18 protein-coding genes and 1 riboswitch are annotated in these 19930 nt (G+C 54.8%); of the genes, 5 read left to right on the top strand and 13 right to left on the bottom strand.

Going from position 1 to position 19930, the window contains the following annotated elements; genetic code table 11:
• Positions 1–356: 356 nt before the first annotated feature.
• From BN348_RS10760 to nadE, 13 genes are all read right to left on the bottom strand, one after another.
• A complete protein-coding gene (locus BN348_RS10760; protein WP_040197991.1) occupies positions 357–968 on the bottom strand; it encodes a V-type ATP synthase subunit D in 612 nt (203 codons plus the stop codon).
• Positions 968–2377 carry a V-type ATP synthase subunit B gene (locus BN348_RS10755; protein WP_040197990.1) on the bottom strand — a complete coding sequence of 470 codons (1410 nt, stop codon included), beginning with the start codon at positions 2375–2377 and terminating at the stop codon, positions 968–970. Before BN348_RS10755 ends, BN348_RS10760 begins: the two co-directional genes overlap by 1 nt.
• Before the next feature lie 85 nt (positions 2378–2462).
• Positions 2463–4214, bottom strand: coding sequence for a V-type ATP synthase subunit A (locus BN348_RS10750; RefSeq protein ID WP_040197989.1), 1752 nt, complete (start codon positions 4212–4214; stop codon positions 2463–2465).
• A 217-nt stretch (positions 4215–4431) separates the two neighbouring features.
• Entirely contained in the window at positions 4432–5040 is a 609-nt protein-coding gene (locus BN348_RS10745; RefSeq protein ID WP_040197988.1) for a V-type ATP synthase subunit E, read from the bottom strand.
• An 11-nt stretch (positions 5041–5051) separates the two neighbouring features.
• Positions 5052–5360 carry a V-type ATP synthase subunit F gene (locus BN348_RS10740; RefSeq protein WP_040198006.1) on the bottom strand — a complete coding sequence of 103 codons (309 nt, stop codon included), beginning with the start codon at positions 5358–5360 and terminating at the stop codon, positions 5052–5054.
• Positions 5361–5686: 326 nt separating this feature from the next.
• On the bottom strand, positions 5687–6127 hold the full coding sequence (locus BN348_RS10735; RefSeq protein WP_040197987.1) for an ATP synthase subunit C: 441 nt from the start codon (positions 6125–6127) through the stop codon (positions 5687–5689).
• A gap of 129 nt (positions 6128–6256) precedes the next feature.
• Complete coding sequence (locus BN348_RS10730) at positions 6257–8227, bottom strand: V-type ATP synthase subunit I (RefSeq protein WP_040197986.1); 1971 nt, start codon at positions 8225–8227, stop codon at positions 6257–6259.
• Positions 8228–8343: 116 nt separating this feature from the next.
• The gene (locus tag BN348_RS10725) at positions 8344–9390 is read right to left on the bottom strand and encodes a V0D/AC39 family V-type ATPase subunit (protein WP_040197985.1); all 1047 of its coding nucleotides are present in this window, start codon (positions 9388–9390) and stop codon (positions 8344–8346) included.
• A gap of 7 nt (positions 9391–9397) precedes the next feature.
• Positions 9398–9709: a hypothetical protein gene (locus BN348_RS10720; RefSeq protein WP_040197983.1), complete on the bottom strand. Its 312-nt coding sequence runs from the start codon at positions 9707–9709 to the stop codon at positions 9398–9400.
• A 498-nt stretch (positions 9710–10207) separates the two neighbouring features.
• Positions 10208–10720: a ferritin gene (locus BN348_RS10715; protein ID WP_040197982.1), complete on the bottom strand. Its 513-nt coding sequence runs from the start codon at positions 10718–10720 to the stop codon at positions 10208–10210.
• A 119-nt stretch (positions 10721–10839) separates the two neighbouring features.
• Positions 10840–12195: a PFL family protein gene (locus BN348_RS10710; protein ID WP_040197981.1), complete on the bottom strand. Its 1356-nt coding sequence runs from the start codon at positions 12193–12195 to the stop codon at positions 10840–10842.
• A gap of 53 nt (positions 12196–12248) precedes the next feature.
• Entirely contained in the window at positions 12249–12518 is a 270-nt protein-coding gene (locus BN348_RS10705) for an ACT domain-containing protein (protein WP_040197980.1), read from the bottom strand.
• A gap of 730 nt (positions 12519–13248) precedes the next feature.
• The gene (nadE, locus tag BN348_RS10700; protein ID WP_040197979.1) at positions 13249–15069 is read right to left on the bottom strand and encodes an NAD(+) synthase; all 1821 of its coding nucleotides are present in this window, start codon (positions 15067–15069) and stop codon (positions 13249–13251) included.
• Between the two features lie 412 nt (positions 15070–15481).
• On the opposite strand from nadE, the gene BN348_RS10695 reads away from it, so the two are divergent.
• The 5 genes from BN348_RS10695 (at position 15482) to thiF (ending at position 19823) form a co-directional block, all read left to right on the top strand.
• Positions 15482–16300, top strand: a complete 819-nt coding sequence (locus tag BN348_RS10695) for a histidinol-phosphatase HisJ family protein (protein ID WP_040197977.1) — start codon at positions 15482–15484, stop codon at positions 16298–16300.
• A gap of 402 nt (positions 16301–16702) precedes the next feature.
• Complete coding sequence (locus BN348_RS10690) at positions 16703–17182, top strand: Lrp/AsnC family transcriptional regulator (RefSeq protein WP_040197976.1); 480 nt, start codon at positions 16703–16705, stop codon at positions 17180–17182.
• Positions 17182–18345, top strand: a complete 1164-nt coding sequence (locus BN348_RS10685; RefSeq protein ID WP_040197975.1) for an aminotransferase class I/II-fold pyridoxal phosphate-dependent enzyme — start codon at positions 17182–17184, stop codon at positions 18343–18345. The genes BN348_RS10690 and BN348_RS10685 overlap by 1 nt, the downstream gene beginning before the upstream one ends.
• A 260-nt stretch (positions 18346–18605) precedes the next feature.
• Positions 18606–18705: riboswitch (TPP riboswitch) on the top strand.
• Positions 18706–18805: 100 nt separating this feature from the next.
• Positions 18806–19000, top strand: coding sequence for a sulfur carrier protein ThiS (thiS, locus tag BN348_RS10680; RefSeq protein ID WP_040197974.1), 195 nt, complete (start codon positions 18806–18808; stop codon positions 18998–19000).
• 1 nt (position 19001) lies between these two features.
• Positions 19002–19823 (top strand): sulfur carrier protein ThiS adenylyltransferase ThiF, encoded by an 822-nt coding sequence (thiF, locus tag BN348_RS10675; RefSeq protein ID WP_040197973.1) that lies wholly within the window; start codon positions 19002–19004, stop codon positions 19821–19823.
• Positions 19824–19930 lie beyond the last annotated feature (107 nt).

The following is a 19930-nucleotide window of genomic DNA, read 5'->3' as shown; positions in this document are numbered from 1 at the left end:
GACAGTTACTATACCTTGTTCGAAAAAGTGTGGAAGACTTTGAAAAACAATATGGAGTAATTAAAGTCAATGAGGTAGACAAGTAACTCTATAAAGGTGATATTATGGACTCTTTTAAAATTAATAAGGAAACTAAAAAAATGGTTTCTATAAATCGTACGATCCGTTTAAAACCTGAAACTTTTGATCAGCTCATGTTGTTAAATGAAAAAACTGGAGTATCTTTTAACAAAATAGTAAATCAGTGTATTGAGTACGCACTAAAACATTTGGATGAAACCGAATATAATACGTAAATTTTTAAGTAAACATAGAAGAAAACAGCCGGCTGATCAACCGGCTGTTTTCTTCTATGTTTATTTCTTTTTGACATTTTTAATGACCTTCAGCCGGGAGAATTCCTCGCGGTCCTTCTCCTCCAGCGCTTCGGTGATGAACTTCGTGGTGTCCTGGAAATCCGGGATCACGATGTTCTTCAGCGCGTTCGCGCGCCGCTGCGTCTTCTGAACGGCATTTGCCAAACGATATACGCTGTTCTCAATCTCCGCAAGCAGAACGGTCAGCTTTTTGACCTGGTAAAAACAGATGTATGCGTCGTCAAACTCCGAATTGGTGCTGGTGAAGCCGTAGTTCGGCTCCGGTTTGGTTTCATCCATCGTCACCGTCGGAATCTCAACGCCCATAATGCTGCGGTAAGAGATGTGCACGCCGTCTTCGATGCTGACGGTTTGGGCGATGTCTTTAATGATGCCCAGCGACACATTCGCGCGCTGCAGCGCAAGATACGCGCGGCGGTAGGTCTCATCCACCTCGTCGCGCAGCTTGTTGGCGTTGTCGATCAGCTGCATCATCTCGCGGATCAGGATGTTGCGCTTCCTGTCCAGCAGGTCGAAGCCCAGCTGGGCAAGGCCCAGCGACTTCTTGGTGTTGATCAGGTTGCCTTTGGTCGGAAATACGTTGGTGGCCATTATTCCTCACCCCTGAACCGCTTCTTTTCTTCGTGCTTCTTATAGAAATGCTCCAGCAGCGCCGCGTCCAGACGGTCAAGCTCCTCCTTCGGCAGGATGGACAGCAGCTCCCAGCCAAGGTCCAGCGTCTCTTCAATCGTGCGGTTCTCATCGAAGCCCTGGTTGATGAACCGGTCCTCGAACTCGCGTCCGAATTTCAGATAGAGCTTATCCTGCGCGGACAGCTCCTCTTCGCCGATGACCGACGCCAGCGCCCTTGCGTCCTGCACCTTCGCATAGGATGCGAACAGCTGGTTCGCGACCGGGGAATGATCCTTCCTTGTGTAGCCTTCGCCGATGCCGTCCTTCATCAATCGGGACAGCGACGGCAGCACCGCGATCGGCGGATAGATGCCCTTCTGATCCAGGTCCCGGTCCAGAACGATCTGGCCCTCGGTGATGTAGCCGGTCAGGTCGGGGATCGGGTGCGTGATGTCGTCGTTTGGCATCGTCAATATCGGGATCTGCGTCACCGATCCGCCATGGCCCTTGATCATGCCGGCGCGTTCATACAGGCTGGCGAGGTCGGAATATAAGTAGCCCGGATAGCCCTTACGTCCCGGAATCTCTCCCTTCGAGGAGCTGAACTCACGCAGCGCCTCGGCATAGGAGGTCATATCGGTCAGGATGACCAGGATGTGCATATCGTGCTCGAACGCCAGATATTCCGCCGCCGTCAATGCGCAGCGCGGCGTCAGGATGCGTTCGATAACCGGGTCGTTCGAAAGGTTTAAGAACATGACGACCTTCTGCAGAACGCCGGACTGCTCAAACGAACGGCGGAAGTAGTCCGCAACGTCGTTTGTGACGCCCATCGCCGCAAACACGACGCCGAACTTCTGGCCCTTCTGCTCGGCAATCTGGGACTGGCGGACGATCTGGACCGCCAGCTTGTTGTGCTGCATGCCGGAACCCGAGAAAATCGGCAGCTTCTGGCCGCGGATCAGGGTCATCAGCGCGTCGATGGACGAAATGCCGGTTTTGATGTAGTTTCGCGGATAGACACGGGAAACCGGGTTGATCGGCTTGCCGTTGATATCCTCATACTTCTCCGCGTAGACGTCGCCGAGTCCGTCGATCGGATTGCCCGCGCCGCTGAAGATGCGGCCGAGCAGCTCCTTCGAAAGCGGCAGCTCCATCGGATGGCCGAGGAGTCTTGTGGTTGTATTCGTCAGGGAAATTCCCCTGGTTCCTTCAAAGACCTGGATAATGGCCCGGTTTCCTTCGATCTGGACGATACGGCCCGAACGGGTGGTGCCGTCCTCGAGGGAAAGCTCGACCATCTCATCAAAGCTGATGTTGTCCGGCAGATTGTCCAGTACAACCAGCGGACCGTTGATTTCTTTTAAGCCGACAAATTTAAGGCTCATATGCCTTTCCACCTCCATTTGAATCTGAAAATGCTGCTTTTCACCGCCGGGCCGCTTCGCGGTCCGGATGATCAGGATGTGGCAGTCAGCTGATCTCTGCCAGTTTGGATGTGATTTCCTTCTTATAATCCTCGAACAGCTCCAGCTTGTCGTTCGGGATTTCATATTTCATACGGTTGAGCTTGTCAAACAGGCCGGTTTCCATGATGCGGGAGATCGGCACGCCCATATTGGTCGCCAGCTTCGCCTTCTGATACAGGAAGATGATGATCTCCATCATCTTGAGCTGCTTCGGCAGCGGCACATAGGTGTCATCGGCATGGAACGCATTCTGCTGCAGAAATCCGACGCGGATGACGCGGGCGATCTCGATGACCAGCTTCTGGTCGTCCGGCAGGACGTCCGAACCGATCAGCTTGACAATCTCCATGAGCTTATTTTCTTCCTGTAACAGGGAGCTGATCTGCTGGCGGCATTCCATGAAGTTTTCGCCGGCGTTCTCACTGTACCAGGCGTTCAGGTCGTCGATGTACTCGCTGTAGCTGGTGATCCAGTTGATGGCCGGATAATGCCGCGCGTAGGCCAGCGCCTTGTCGAGCGCCCAGAAGCAGCGCACGAAGCGCTTGGTGTTCTGCGTGACCGGCTCCGAGAAGTCCGAGCCCTGCGGGGAAACCGCGCCGATGATCGTGACCGAGCCTTCGGTGCCGTTCAGGTTGTCGACATAGCCCGCGCGCTCGTAGAACTCGGAAAGTCTGGACGGCAGGTAGGCCGGGAAGCCCTCCTCCGCCGGCATCTCTTCGAGCCGGCCGGAGATTTCGCGCAGCGCCTCGGCCCATCGGGAGGTCGAGTCGGCCATGATGGCGACGTGGTAGCCCATGTCGCGGTAATATTCCGCCAGGGTGATGCCGGTATAGATGGACGCTTCACGCGCTGAAACAGGCATGTTGGAGGTATTTGCAATCAGCACGGTGCGGTCGGTCAGCGCTTTGCCGGACTTCGGGTCGATGAGTTCCGAGAACTCCTCGAGCACCTGTGTCATCTCGTTGCCGCGCTCACCGCAGCCGATGTAAACGATGATATCCGCGTCGCACCATTTCGCCAGCTGATGCTGGGTCATGGTCTTTCCGGTTCCGAATCCGCCCGGGATCGCGGCCGTGCCGCCCTTGGCGATCGGGAACAGCGCATCGATGACACGCTGGCCGGTGATCAGCGGCCGCTGGATGCTTCTGCGTCCGGCGGTCGGGCGCGCCACACGGATCGGCCATTTCTGATACAGCCCGATCTCGTGGATTTCGCCTTTCTGGTCCTTCAGCTTGATGATGGTGTCGTTGACGGTGTACTGGCCGTCCGCGGCCGCGTACACGACCTCGCCTTCCAGGCCCGGCAGGATCATGCACCGGTGTTCAATCAGCGCGGTTTCCGGGCAGGTCGCGTAGATGTCGCCGGATTTGAGGAGGTTGCCTTCCTTCACCGTGACGGTGACATCCCATTTCTTCTCTTCATCGATGCTGTTTATATTGCAGCCCTCGTCGATGAACGCGCCGCAGGCTTCTTCAATGCCTTTGAGCGGACGCTCGATTCCGTCGAATATATTGGAGAGGATGCCCGGGCCGAGCGTCGCGCACAGCGGGTTTCCGGTCGATTCCACCGGCTCTCCGGGTCTAAGGCCCGTGGTAACCTCATAAACCTGGATGGTTGTAAAACTGTCGCTGATGCCGATGACCTCTCCGATCAGCCGCTTCTCACCGACATAAACCATCTCCAGCATGGAGAAATCCTTGGTATCCTTCACTGTTACAACCGGTCCGTTGATCGAGTATACTACATTTTTACGCACACAATTCACCTCGAATGCAGGCAGTTGCTCAGAGGGCGGACAGCCGTCCCCAGCCAACGGTATTCCTGTTCATTTATTTCCACTCCTGTGGAACCTTTTTCCCTGTAGCCATCAGTCCCTGATGCGCGCCGATTGAAACGGCGCATCGGGCCAGCCGCCCGGACAGCATGCATACCTTGGGCGCATGCGCCGGGGAATTTCTGGCCAGCCGGCTTCCTTATTGGACGTCGATGGCCAGATGGGAGTTTGTATAGAACCACTGGTGCTGATCTCTCAGCCGCATCTCGAAGCTCTCGTCGTCGATGATGCCGTGTTCCTTGTTTTCAATCTTGACGCCGCCGAGCGCCATGCCCTTGTCGGCACGCACCTCGCAGCTGAGGCCGTACGCCTTTTTCACGGCGCCGGCATGGGCCATATCCTGTTCGCGCAGACAGATCACCGAATTCTCATACGGATAATCCTTTGCGAAATCCGCGACAATCTTCGTCAGCAGCGTTTCATATTCCGGTGTTTTCGTGTATTCCTCCAACCGTTTTTTCACGTTGTCGAATACCGCATCAAAGATTTCCTGCCGTTTTTTCAGCAGGGCCTGTTTGTACTCCAGCTCCTTGTGGGCAATCATCATTGTGTTGGAGGTGGAGATATCGGAAATGTTTTTCTGGATCAGCCGGTATGCCCGGTTCAGGACATCGTCCTCAGCCTGCTTAAGCTCCTGTTTCTTGAACTCCTCGGTTTCCTTCAGGATATTGTCCCGCTCCCTGGTGGCGGTACTGAACATCGCCGCTTCAAAATGCTGCAGCTTTTCCTGTTCCTTATTTTCTGCCAATTCATCTCACCTCATATCTTTACTCCGATAGCCTCGCGCACATACTGAAGGATGGAATCGGATACCTGCCCCTCCCCGTGCCGATCTGGAATCTCAACAATCAGCGGACTTTTACGATTCAGCTTCATATCGTAAATCATGTCCGGACATAAATCAATCAATTTCTTTGTCATGAGGATAATGCCGATCTGTTCGTCGTCGCAGGCTTTGGTAAGCGCGCCGACGACTTCATGTTCCTCGTGGACGACGACGCCTTCTATTCCGGCAAGCCGCATGCCCACCTGTGTATCGACATTATCGCTGATCAGAAAGAATTTCATACTGGCCGCCGTTTCTCCGTGCGCCGTGGGTTTCTGGTTTCCTGCCGCTGTTCTTCCCGTTTTACATGTTCCATCGTAAATCCGGGGAAACCGCCGCTTCGGTGCGCTGATGCCGGACAGCGGGCGCCGCTGCTTCACGCAGTCCGGGCGCTCAGGCCGTCCGCAAAAGAGCGCGCTGTGAACCACTTTGCCTGGGGGCAGATGCCGCTTATCACCCGCGCACGGTCTGGGTCAGAGGCGGCAGCCGCCAAAAAAGTGAAAAGAAAGGTCAAGCAGGCCGGAAGCTGTGCTCCCGGACACCATGCTTGACTTTCGGATGTACCGTCTTACAGTTTCGCGATCAGCAGGATTGCAATCAGCAGTCCGTACAGTGCGATACCTTCGCCAAGAACGACGAAGATGATGGATTTACCAAAGGATTTCGGGTTCTCGCTGCAGGCGCCGATTGCCGCCGGAGCTGCCGCCGCAACCGCGATACCGCCGCCGATGCCGGCAAGTCCGACCGCCAGAGCCGCTGCAATGAATCCCATACCGCCGGCCGCAGTGCCGACATAGGAAGCGGCCCCTGCCGCATCCGCGGCAAACGCCGCGCCGCCGAGCGGAAGGATGGTGCCCAGTCCGCAGACGCCCAGGAAGGACGCCAGGTTGAAGACAATTCTGTTCTTCGCCCGTTTACCGGTTCTTGTGCCCTTCAGCACCGGGACCAGCGGAACGATCAGCAATGCAATGACGAGCAGCGGAACTAAAAAGAAAAGTACAGTACTCATGATAAAGTCCTCCTAAAAATCAATCTTACAATCTACCATTAGGCTTTTTATATGACACTGTGGCGGCATTCCTTGGTTTTTGAGGATGACCCCCGATCAATCAATCTGCGCCATAGTGAAACGCGAACATCAGTTCTCTTCGTTCAGCTCATAGCTGATGGTGACCGGCTCGTATTCCTTGCCGTCGCCGTCAAAGAAGCGGCTGAACATCTCATAGAACTCAAGTCTCAGCACCTGGATGCCCGCAATCAGGCCCTCCAGCGCCATGACGAACAGGTTGCCGATGATTACAACCGGGATGTATGCCACCGGTCCGGCCATGTCGGCAAGCGTAAAGACCACGAGCATCATGCCCGCATGAGATAATACGAAGCCGCCGACACGCAGGAAGGATACCGTGTTGGAAACGAAGCTCAGCACCACCTCGAAGCATTCGAAGAAGCTCTCCAGGATGAAGGAGCCGATGCCGTCCTCCGGTTTCTCGAGCTTGTGCTTTTTGATCGCGCGGCTGAGCGGTTCACACAGGAAGATCAGCAGGATCGGAAGCACAACGCAGGGGAGGATAAACGCGGGGGTCAGGATATTGATATTGAACATCATCATCAGCACCGCGGCGGTGATCACCGAACCGTAGAACACAAGTCCCGCGATGCCGTTCTGGCCGAAGAGCGCTTTACCATACTCTTTCTGCTTGAAGTTCAGGATGATGTTGAAGATCATCGAAGACAGGATCAGCACCACGCCCAGCGCAATGGCCGACAGCAGGATGATGTTGATCATATCGGGCTGCAGCGGCTCGATCGGTTTTTCATCCAGGCCGAACAGCGCCTTGTACACCGGGTCGAGCACATGCTCGAAGCCGAACACCGACCCATACAGGCACCCGAACACCGCGGAGGATACGCCGATGCGCATCATGATTTTGCCCAGGTTCATCTTCTTCCACTTGAACATGATCCAGCCGATGATCGAGATCAGGATGCCCTGCCCGAGATCGCCGAACATGATGCCGAACAGAATCGTGTAGGTGATGGCCAGAAACGGCGTCGGGTCGATGCCCTTATAGCTCGGCACACCGTACATTTCGACAAACTGTTCATATGGGCGGAAGAAGCGATTGTTTTTGAGTTTGACCGGCACCTTGAAGCGGCGGTCGATCTCCGGCGGCTGATAGATGATATCCACCGAATCGAGCGCGCCAAAGGCCTCTTTGAAGGCTGCTTCTTCGCACTGCGGGATAAATCCGGTCATGTAGAAGGTTTCCACCACCGTATCTTCACCGGTCATGACCAGAACATACTTCTTGAGCTTTAAGGAATCGCTGATGCATTTGAGCTTCGAGTAGATCTGCAGAATCAGCTCGGAGTGCTCGGCAATCAGCTTGTCGCGCTCCTTCTCGAGCGCTTCTTTCTTTGCGTTCTCATCCTCCAGGCACTGTTTGATATACGCCTTTGCCTCGGATGGGGTTCCATGCGCGTAATCCGGAATCCGTATTCGCTCAAAAAACAGAGAGGAGAACATGTTATCCACCATGTCGATCTCCTCCGACGGCGCGAAGTACACACACCAGTGGTAATCCGCGTCGTGGTCGAACGACTGGAAGATAAACGGCCGCTCCTTATAGAAGGAGAGCTTCTCGTAGCTTTCGGTCGGAATTCTTCCGAACCGCACCTTGAGGTACTGACAGGCGAAGATCGCGTCAAAATCGACGTCCAGGCTCATGACATGCTCGAGCTGGATGAGCGCCTGCTGCTGCTGCGCGATCTCCTCAGACAGCGCTCCGATCTTCTGCGGATAGGCGTTCAGCCGCCCCGTAAAATCCCGGATAAAATCATCCATGTTTTCTCTGTCTAAACTGAGCGACGAGTAATCCCTATACGCGGGCTTGACGCCCGACATGATCAGGATATCCACAACCCGCTTGAGCATATCCGCATACGGATTATCTTCGCTCAGCTTCTTGAACTTATCACCGAGTTTCGGAGAAACCGGTATCGTTTCAGGATGAAAAATGCCACTGGCTGCGCACTGGAGCAATGCCGCGTCCAGATCACGGCGCTGTCCCACAATATTGACCAGTGTCATTTTTTCAATAGACATTCGAAAACCACCACCTTTCGTTAATCTACTGCCGGGCTGCTTCTGGTCCCGGCCCTACCCTTATCTGAATTTTTCATGATTCACTTGATAATCTTTTTCTGTTATTTCTCTGTCTTCTAACCCACGAGCTGCGCTTCGATTTCACTGGGCGACAGGTTGTAGCGGACGCCCTCAATGATACTGACGATATTCTCCACTTCAATCTGCAGCTGCCACATGAACGCCGCGATGACCACCGGCGAATATTCGCTGAAATGGATCAGCTTTTTGGTCATCTGGTACTGCGCGTTCGCCATAAACGCCTCGATCTGCTTGAAGTCCTGCTGTACCAGATATTTGCCGTAGGTGGTCTTCCCGATCAGCTCCAGAACCTCCTGCTCGCTGCGCGCGTTCAGCAGCTCCTCAAACTGGCGGTCGTTGAGTTTATATCGGAACGGCAGCAGCTGTTTTTTAATCTGCTGCGCCTCGGTATGGTAAAACCGTTTGAGTCTATAAATAATCGACAGGTTCATCAGCTCGACGCGCTGCAGGAAGATGCCCCTGAGCTGCGCCTGCGCTTTCTTCGGAATGCCCGCGTGCCGCTCGATCAGATGCAGCACCCGGCTGTAATACGCCGTGTTCAGCGCGTACTCACAGGCGTTGTAGTCGATCATGCTTCCCTCATCCGGCCCCAGCCCCTTGAGGCCGGCATAGTAGACCGTGCCTTTCAGAACCTCCAGCAGATCGTCGAAGCTCTTGACCGAAGCCAGCGCAAACAGGTCGAAGGTGGCGTGCTGCTGCAGGTAATTATGCACCTCTAAAATCAGGTCCTGCGGGGAACCGGAGTTGAGCAGCCGGATGGCCGACATGATCAGCCTTTTCTCCTGGAACATGATCAGGTATTTGTAAAACCCGTCGTCCTTCTCGTACTGATAGGCGCAGAGCCGCGAATACCGGTCAAACAGGCTTCTTCTGAGCAGCAGCTCAAGCTGGCCGCGGTGGATCATGTGCTCCTCGATGTTCCGAAGCTCACCGGCATAGTAGGTCTGGCTCTTTAAATAGGAAGCGATCTCGCCGACGGTGCGTTTGCGCGCAAGCTCCTGAAAATCCGCGGCGGTCAGCCGCTTGCCGTACATGGCGCGCGCCTTGGTCATAATCGCATTGCTGGAATAGCCGTTCAGCATCTGCTCCTCACCTGCCTATACATCTATTGAAGATCTCGTCTTCCCAACCTTGATGGTTCTGTTCATACTGCTTCTGCAGCTCCCCGATCATCTCATCGTTGCGCATCTGGATGGCGTGCACCATATTTTTCATGTTCTTCTCTTCCAGATCCGAGATGATCTGAAGCCTGCGGTCCGCGCGGCCGATATATTCACTTTCAATCTGTGCTTTTTCCTCGTCGATGTGCTCGATCAGTTCCTTCTTCTGGTCCTTGGCCTGATCGATCATCTCGCGTGCCAGCTCATCCAGTTCGATCAGCTGCTTGATAATACTCTGCATGCACTCCATCTCCTTATTGGTTTTTAGGCGGCGGATAGCCCGCTTCGCCCGTCTGTGACACAGATAGAACCGCCTTTTGCAGGGGACAGGATATTTTTACCGAATTCGAAATTTTAAACATCACGATGAATAAAATCCCGGTCAGTATCCCTATATTACTATACACCCATCATCTTTCGATATCAAGAGCGGGACGCGGAGAAAAAATCGAAACATTTGCCGATTTTATTGTGTGTTTTCCCGTCATATTTGAGGCGCCGGACATATTATTTTTATATTTGAAGCGCGCTCAAAAAACCTCCCGGAACGGCTTAAGTGCGTCGAGTCAGCCCGCTGTGCCGCTTTTGGGAATCGTGTCATGCTTTTCACAAATAAAACATCCTATCCACATTCTATTGACAGACTCGTGGCAAAATTCCGAAAAAAACGGCACGGCGATGGGATGCACATCTCCATCGCCGTGCTTTTATACATATTCTCCAGTTTCAGGGATTCACTTTACAGCACCAGCGACGGCGCTGTGTAAACCCGCGCGCCGAGCTCGGCATCCAGCAGGTACAGGCCCTTTGCGTCGGAGCCGAACAGGTCGTACTTTTTGCACAGGTCGTCGGCGTTTTTCTCCTCCTCGCCCTGCTCCTTGATGAACCAGTCGAGGAACTGCATCGTGCGGTAATCCTTCTCCTGGAAGGCCGCATCGTAGATGTTATTGATCAGCTTGGTGACATACTGTTCGTGAGCCATCGCCGCGTTCAGCGGGTCCTTGAGATCGGAAAAGCTGGTGTTCGGCGCCTTAATCGTGTCCAGCGTGACCGATTCGCTGTTGTTCTGCAGATAGGTCATGAACAGCATGGCGTGGTCGCGTTCCTCCTGCGCCTGAACAAAATACCAGTTTTGAAAGCCCGCGAGATTCTTCTCCTGATAGTAGTTGGAGATTTCCAGATACAGATAGGCCGAATAAAGCTCTTTATTGATCTGTTCATTGAGCAGTCTGGCCACTTCTTTATGCAGCATAATCAGGACGTTCCTTTCCTTTATACAATTTTCATTTCCCTATGACCATCCTCATTTGGATGGCCTGACCTGATGATACGCGCCAAATTTGACGCTGATTTGATGGCATTCTGAACTTTTTAGTTCTTGAGGCTCTGCAGCGGCGCGGGGATCTGTCCGCCGCGCGAGATGAATTTGGCCGGGGAATAGCGGTTGACATGCATGACCGGGCCCTTGCCGAGCAGGCCGCCGAAGTTGAGCTCCTCGCCCTCCTTCTTGCCGATGGCCGGGATCACCCTGACCGCCGTCGTCTTCCAGTTGACCATGCCGATGGCGGCCTCATCCGCGATCATCGCCGAGATGATCTCCTGCGGTGTGTCGCCCGGGATGACGATCATGTCAAGTCCGACCGAACAGACCGCGGTCATCGCTTCGAGCTTCTCGATGGTCAGCGCGCCGAGCTTCGCGGCGTTGATCATGCCCGCGTCCTCCGTGACCGGGATGAACGCGCCGGACAGGCCGCCGACCTTCGAGGAGGCCATCACGCCGCCCTTCTTGACCGCGTCGTTGAGCATCGCGAGCGTCGCCGTGGTGCCGTATCCGCCGCAGCGTTCAAGTCCGATCTCCTCCAGGATGTGCGCGACCGAGTCGCCGATGGCCGGCGTCGGCGCCAGGGACAAGTCCACAATGCCGAACGGCACGCCGAGCCTGCGGGACGCTTCGTCACCGACCAGCTGGCCCATCCGGGTGATCTTAAACGCGGTCTTCTTGATGATATCCGCGATTTCGGTGATGTTGCAGTTGCCGGACTTCGCGAGCGCCGCGCGCACAACGCCCGGGCCGGAAACGCCGACGTTGATCACGCAGTCCGGCTCACCCGCGCCGTGGAACGCGCCCGCCATGAACGGATTGTCCTCCGGCGCGTTGCAGAAGACCACGAGCTTCGCTGCGCCGATGCACTGCCGGTCCGCCGTCAGTTCGGAGGTCTGGCGGATGATGCTGCCCATCAGGCGCACCGCGTCCATGTTGATGCCGGTCTTGGTCGAACCGATGTTGACGCTCGAGCAGACGTTTTCGGTTTCCGCCAGCGCCTGCGGGATCGACTGGATCAGGCTCAGGTCGCCCGGCGCAAAGCCCTTATGTACCAGCGCGCTGTAGCCGCCGATGAAGTTGACGCCAACCGTCTCAGCCGCCCTCTGCAGGGTCTTCGCATATTTGACCGGATCGCCGCCGTTGGACGCGACAAGCATCGCGATCGGCGTGACCGAAATGCGTTTGTTGATGATCGGAATGCCGTATTCCTTCTCGATATCCTCGCCGGTCTTCACAAGGTTGGCCGCCCGCGTGACGATCTTGTCGTACACCTTCTCGCAGGACTTGTCGATGTCGCTGTCACAGCAGTCCAGCAGCGAGATGCCCATCGTAATGGTGCGGATATCCAGATTCTCGTCCTGAATCATACGGATGGTTTCCATAATATTGGTAATATTTAGCAATCGTTTTTCCTCCACTCCAGATAATGTTCGGATGATTCTTCCTATTTAAATGGTTAGATGGTATGCATCGAATTGAAGATGTTCTCATGCATACAGTGGATATCCATCTCCATCCCCTTACCCATTTCGGTCATCTTGTCCTGGAAGTCGCTGAACTCACAGTTCAGCTTGCTGATGTCGATGAGCATGACCATGGTAAACAGGTCCTGCATAACGGTCTGGTTCACATCGATGATATTGGCCTGATACTGTGCGCAGGCGGTGCTGACCTTTGCCAGAATCCCCACCATGTCTTTTCCGATCACTGTTAATACTGCTCGCATATGATATTCCTCCAAAAATATAATTTCTGCTCCGGATATGTCTCCGGAAGCACACCTCTGCGGCTTTGCCGCCGGTTTTACACGACACGCGAAACCGCCATCTGTCTTTGATCAGCCTGTTCAAAGGCGTTATATCGTATTCCAAACAAAAGGATTATTCGACATACAGACAAAGAAACGCAACCCTCTCTGAAACCGCTGTTCATTCACATCCCGCCACCTGGCGGTGGGGCAATCGCCTACGGCGTTCCCGACTGAGGAATGATTTACGCAGCAGCTATGACCCACCTGCAGTGGGGCAATCGCTTACGGTGTTCTCCAGCCGGAAAATCATTTACACAGTGGCTATGGGAATCGGGGTACCGGTAAAGACTGTCGCAGGGAACGTAAATGTCCGCTGCTAGCCATTCCCAACACAAAGCCTCATCCAAAAGCCGTCCGCAGACGGCCGAAGCGGATAAAGGGATATCAGAGGGGATTTTCAAGGGGGCCATTTGGCTATAAGCGGCACCGTGCATGGCCCCCTTGAACGGCCTTTCTTGGTTACTTCTTTGGCCGGCAAAGAAGTAACTGCCACAATGCCAAGGCACTTGGCAAACAAAGCCAGGCCACTGCGCTGCAGTGGTACAACAACCACCATGTCAAGGTATCTGAGCAGATACCTTGACACCGCCGCTCCACAGCGGCATAACGCCCCGCTGGCAAGCGAAATCTGTCAAGCCCCCGCCGCTCAGGCGAAATCCGTCGATTCCAGCTCCTTGAGAAACGCATCCGCATTCGCGTCCGACGGGATGTAGAACTTGACGTTTGCAAGGCTCATCTCGGTAATATCCGCGCTGTCCGGCGCACAGGAACGTTTGAACTGACCGCCGAACAGCCGCTTTAAGAACAGCTGCAGCTTCTGCCTGATGAACTGCGGGTCCAGCTCATCGGCAAACGCGATGCAGGCGTAGTAATACACCTTGGTCGGCCGCATACCGTATTTGATGAAGTAGTACAGGAAAAAATCGTGCAGCTCATACGGGCCGAGGATCTCTTCTGTTTTCTGATGAATGTTTCCGCTCTCATCCGGCGGCAGCAGCTCCGGGCTGACCGGCGTCTGCAGGATATCGGCCAATATTTCCCGGGCGTTCTCAAACAGCGCCGTGTTGCTGAGGTGCTCGAGCATCAGCCGGATGGTCGTCTTGGTGACGCAGGTGTTGACGTTGTAGTTCGCCAGCTGGTCGCCGCCGAAGGTGCACCAGCCAAGCGCCTCCTCCGAAAGGTCCCCGGTGCCCAGCACCAGCCCGTGATGCTTGTTCGCAAGGTCCAGAAGGATCTGCGTCCGCTCGCGGGCCTGCGCGTTCTCATAGGTCGCGTCGTGGTTGGACACATCGTGCATGATGTCCTCAAAATGCTGCATCACGCTCTGCTTGATCGAGATGTCCTGATGGCTGCATCCGAGGATATCCAGCAGGCTCAGCGCATTGTAATAGGTGCGGTCGGTTGTGCCGAAGCCCGGCATCGTGATGCCGATCAGGTTGGTGCGCGGCAGGCCCAGGATATCCAGCGCTTTGGCCGCCACCAGCAGCGCCAGCGTCGAATCCGATCCGCCTGAAACGCCCAGAATAATCTTTTTGAACCCTGTGTTCTCCAGCCGGTTTGCCAGAGACAGAATCTGCAGCTCGAACAGCTCATCCAGATAATCGGTCGGATTTTCCAGCGGCAGGAAGGGATTCTTCTCAACCGGCCGAAGGAGCTTCTGCTTGTCAATGCTGCAGTCGATATGATGAAAGGATGGCTGGTACCCGGTGAACTGCTTGCTCGCGCCGATGACATCGGTGTCCAGGTCGCACATCGAAACGATGGTCTGCACGCCGCCCTGTTTGCCGGCAAGCAGCCTGCCGCATTCATAGACCGCATGATAGCCCTTGAAGATGTGCGGAGAGCTGGTGTCGGATATGCCGCCGTTGCAGATGGCCACCGCGCATCCAAGCTCTCTGGTCAGCACCCTGGCCGACTCGCTCCACCTTGCGGTGTCCCCGGCATGCACCGGCTGATAGGACGGCACAACCATCAGGTCAAACCCGGTGTCCAGATAACTCTGCACGCCGCTGTACAAACGGTTCAGGTCGAGCGGCGCGACGCAGAAGCGAAGGCTGCCGCAGCGGAACACCGTATCGGCAGGCAGGAATTCCTCAGGCAGGCCGTAAGAGAACGCCTCCTCATCCTCCGGGATATATCCGAGAATCGAGCCCTGGTGCAGCACTGCAAAGGCGCTGATGACCTTGGAACCGACCTTGACCGGAAGCCCAATGACGATATAGGCGCCGATGTCCTTGGTGGCCGCGCCCAGCTGTTCCAGGCTGACCCTGCAGGTTTCCAGCAGCGCCGCGTTGCCGAACAGGCTGCCGCAGGATGCGGAGGAAAGCGCATATTTCGGGAATACGATGATATCCGCATTGGCCTTGCGGACTTCGTCGATGGCACGCTGCACATACTCGTAACAGGCAAACGGATTCGCCGGTTCGGTCCGGTTCGCGATACAGCAAACCCTGACAATGCTGTTCATAACAATGCACATCCTTTCCAGATGACAGGGGAAGGCGTCACGGACGACCCCGTTCCCATTTTCCCGTTTTATAGTTTTATAGTTGTCTTGAAATAATCCATCCGGTTTGGTCTACAATAAAGGCAGGCCGGCAGATGCTTATTTTCCATTTTATTATAGGCGGAATTCTGGGCGCACATATAAACAAATGGTGAATATACCGTAAGGCCTCTCTTTCGGGCTGTTATGCATTTATCAATGTAGGCGGGCTTTCTGAAATTCTTCTGGAAAAATTGGTGCAAAGGACTGTAAAAATCCGTGCTTTGGTGCTATAATGAAATAGATTAGACGCTTTTTAAGCTCCAACCACCGTTTGATGCGGTCTTCACCGCATTTGTCTGATTTTGGACTGAAAAGGCAAGGAGGTAAGGTTTTGGAATTCTGCAATATATTCGACAGCCACACCCACAGCGACAACTCCCCGGACGGAACCAGTTCGATCATTTATATGTGTGAAAACGCAATCAAATACGGTATCTCCGGCATCTCGATGACCGACCACTGCGAGGTCAATGCTTTCTACAAGGACCGGTACGACAAATCGATCGCACAGTCCTTCTTTGAGACGCGCAAGGCCAAGGCCGCGTTCGGCAAACAGCTCGAGATCACCAACGGCATCGAGATCGGCCAGCCGCTGCAGGCGGTCAAAAACGCTGAAACCGCGCTGGAAAGCAACCCCTATGACTTCGTACTGGCCAGTGTGCACAATTTGACCGACGAAGAGGATTTCTACTATCTCAACTATGCCGAGCTGACGCTGGAAGAGGTCTATTCCTTACTGGAACGCTATTTTATCGAGGTGCTCGACACGGCGAAGTGGAACCGGTTTGACAGCCTGGCGCATCTGACCTACCCGCTGCGCTACATCCATGAAGCCGGAATCACCGTCGAGCTTTCCCGCTTTGACGATCTGATCGATGAGATTTTTAAGACACTGATCCAGAACGGCAAGGCGCTGGAACTCAACACCTCCGGCCTGCGCCAGCCAATTGGGCAGACGCTTCCCTCTCCGGCGCTGGTCAGGCGGTACCGGGAGCTTGGCGGGGAACTGATCACCATCGGCTCCGACGCGCACCGGCACACCGACCTTGGAGCCGGCATCAGCGACGGCATGGGCATCGCCAAGGAAGCCGGATTCCAATATTTTGCATTCTATAAGCAGCATTCCCCCAAAATGCTGACCATGATATAATAAAGTGCAGTCCAGCAGGCACAATGCCTGTTGACCGGCGGCTGCATCCACGGAGATGCGGTATATAACCGCGTGGATATGGCGTTTTTGTGTATGCCGGATGTATCAGGGAGCGGATTCCCACCCTGCATGGTTTGGGACATGCGGCGATCCGTTCGTCTGGGGAAGTGAAGTCCTGTACTTGTATGGTTCATGAAGGTGCCGTGCTGCGGTTCTGTAAAGGGGTATTTGCCGCGGCCGAAGGGGCTGGTTTCCATGTCCTGAGCGGCTGCCGCACATCGGACAGCATACACTGAATGAAAAGGCGCCGCTGCCATCCTTCGCTTTCACAAGCCTGACATTTGAATATCCGCATGCTATAAGCGGCGGCAAATGCCGACCACGATATAAAGGAGAATTGTTATGGACGATCTGTTTAAACTGCTGATGCAGAACGCACGTTTCACCAACGAACAGCTGGCGGTCATGCTGGGTATCTCTGAAAAGGAGGTTGCCGAGCAGATCGAGCAGTATGAACGCAGCGGTATGATCCGCGGCTACAAGCCGGTGGTCGATTGGGAGAAGATCGACACCGAGCGGGTTGTCGCGCGCATCGAGCTGAACGTGCTGCCGAAACGGGATTTCGGCTTCGATGAAATCGCAAAGCGCATCATGATGTTCGATGAGGTCGAAACGATCTATCTCGTCTCCGGCACCTATGACCTTGCCATCACTGTAGCGGGCAAGACCTTCAAGGATGTCGCCTTGTTTGTCGCGCAGAAGCTGTCTCCAATGGACGGCGTCACCTCGACCTCCACGTCGTTTGTGCTCAGAAAGTATAAAGAAAAGAATATTATTATAGAAGATGAGGAAACCGATGTAAGGGGGAACGCATCGCTGTGATGGATTATAACAGGCTGTTGTCCCAAAAAGTGCAGGAGATCAAACCCTCCGGCATCCGTAAATTCTTCGACATCGCGAATGAGATGACCGGCGTCATCTCGCTGGGCGTCGGCGAACCGGATTTCAAAACGCCCTGGAGTATCCGTGAGGCGGGCATCGAATCGCTGGAAAAAAGCCAGACCTGGTACACCTCCAACGCCGGTTTAATGGAGCTGCGCCGGGAGATCTGCCATTACCTGAACCGCCGCTTTTCGCTCGATTACCATCCGGAAAACGAGGTGGTCATCACGGTCGGCGGCTCCGAAGCCATCGATCTGTGCATCCGCGCGCTGGTCAACGAGGGCGAGGAGGTTCTGATTCCGGAGCCCTGCTTTGTCGCCTATACGCCGGTCGCACAGCTGTGCAACGCGGTCCCGGTCCCGATCGTGACAAAAGCAGAAGATCATTTCCGGCTGACCGCCCAAGCCCTCAAAGAGAAGATCACGCCGAAGACCAAGCTGCTGATCCTGCCGTTTCCGAACAATCCCACCGGCGCGGTCATGCGCCGGGAGCATCTGGAGGAGATCGCCGAGGTGCTGCGCGGCACCGACATCATGGTGCTGTCGGATGAAATCTACGCGGAGCTTACCTATAACGGCAATCACGTCTCAATCGCGTCGCTGGACGGCATGAAGGAACGCACCATCCTGGTCAATGGTTTTTCGAAATCCTACGCGATGACCGGCTGGCGGCTTGGCTACGCCTGCGGACCGGCGCCGGTCATCCAGCAGATGACCAAAATTCATCAGTTTGCGATCATGTCCGCGCCGACGACCAGCCAGTATGCTGCCATCGAAGCGGTCAAAAACTGTGACGACGACATCCGCCGCATGGCGAACGAATACAACATCCGCCGCCGGCTGATTGTGGACAGCTTCAACAAGCTGGGACTCACCTGTTTTGAACCGGAGGGTGCGTTCTACATCTTCCCGTCCATCCAGTCGACCGGGCTGTCCTCTGAGGATTTCTGTGAAAAGCTGCTGTATGCCGAGAAGGTTGCGGTTGTGCCCGGCACGGCGTTCGGCGGCTGCGGCGAGGGCTTTATCCGTGTCTCATACTCCTATTCGCCGTCGCACATCATCGAAGCGGTCAAACGCATCGAACATTTTCTGCAGACACTCTGATTTGATAGGCGAAATTGAAATTAACCAGCGTCTTGTTTATGCACAGGCCATCCGTGCGCTTCGTTCACAAAGCCGGCTGGCTTGTTTGAGCTGTTTTTGAAAATGCAGGGCGCCGTATAAGGCGGTGTGGTCGAACCGGACAGACAAAACATGGGATGAGAAACACACGCGGTTTGACACAAAGAACGTATAATCAACAAAATATCCGGGAAAATCTTCAAAAATGATTGCATTTTCTGCCCGAACGTGCTATACTGAAGGTGTAAAAACTGGGGAGCTTATAAAGCTGAGATTGGAAATATCCTAAACCCATGAACCTGTTTGGTTAGTACCAGCGTAGGGAGTTTTTTGAAAGAGTTTTCATTGGATTTTATTTCTATCCTTTAATACTTATAAAAACGCTTTGTACTGACAGGTACAAAGCGTTTTTACTTTTCCCCAGAAAAAAGGAGGGAAACAGATGATAGTCAACGGAAAGGAATGGAAGCTTGCGCAGCCGTGCAGCCTGGAAGTGTTCCTGCGGGAGCAGGGATATCAGCTCAGCTGTGTCGCGGTCGAGCTTTCCGGCCATATCGTGCCGAAGGCGGCTTACGCGCAAACCATGCTGCGGGATGCCGACCGGCTCGAAATCGTCGGTTTTGTGGGCGGTGGATAGGATGAAGATTGTGCTGAACGCCCGCCCCATTGAAGTGGATTATGGCGAAACGCCGGCGTCCCTGAAAAAACGCTTCTGCCCCGACGCGGACACCGCCGTTGTTAACGGCTATCCCGCCGCATGGGATCTTATCCTGCAGGAACTGGATGAAGTCGTCCTGTTCCGAAAAGGCAGACTGCCGAAGCGGGACGAGCTCGAATACCTGATGGCCGCGCGGCATACGCCGCATGTGCATCGGATGCTTAAAGAAGGAGCGGTCGCGATCGCCGGCTGCGGCGGCCTTGGTTCCAACATCGCCGTCGCGCTTGCGCGCAGCGGCGTTGGAAAGCTGCTGCTGATCGACTTCGACATCGTGGAGCCCACCAACCTGAACCGGCAGCATTATTTTATCGAGCATCTGGGACGGTACAAGGTCGACGCGCTGAAGGAACAGATCGGCCGGATCAACCCGTTCATCGAGGTGAAAACGCGGAACATCCGGCTGGATGAGCAGAACATTCCAACCATTCTGGCGGGTTATCCCATTGTGGCGGAAGCGCTGGATCATCCTGAAAGCAAGGCGATGCTGGTTGGCGCGATCCTGGAAAAGCTGCCCGGCGTCAAGGTGGTGTCCGGCTCCGGCATGGCGGGGCTTTATGACGCCAACCTGATTCGGACAAGCCATCCGCTTGAGAACCTCTATGTCTGCGGGGACGGCGTCAGCGAAGCAAGACCGGGCGACGGCCTGATGTCCCCCCGCGTCATGGTGTGCGCAGGGCATCAGGCCAATATGATTCTGCGGCTCCTGTGCAAAGAGGAACCATCCGCCGCTGAAAAGCGATGAAGGACACCACCTGGCGGTGGGGCAATCTCCTACGGTGTTCTCCGGATGGAGAAACATTCTTACACAAAGCCGTCCGCAGACGGCCGAAGGGGAAAGCGGGATATCAG

This window comes from Candidatus Soleaferrea massiliensis AP7 (genome assembly GCF_000820765.1).
Taxonomy (GTDB): domain Bacteria; phylum Bacillota; class Clostridia; order Oscillospirales; family Ruminococcaceae; genus Soleaferrea; species Soleaferrea massiliensis.
Note: the sequence above shows the minus strand (reverse complement) of the source record. Positions and strands in the feature narration are given on the sequence as shown.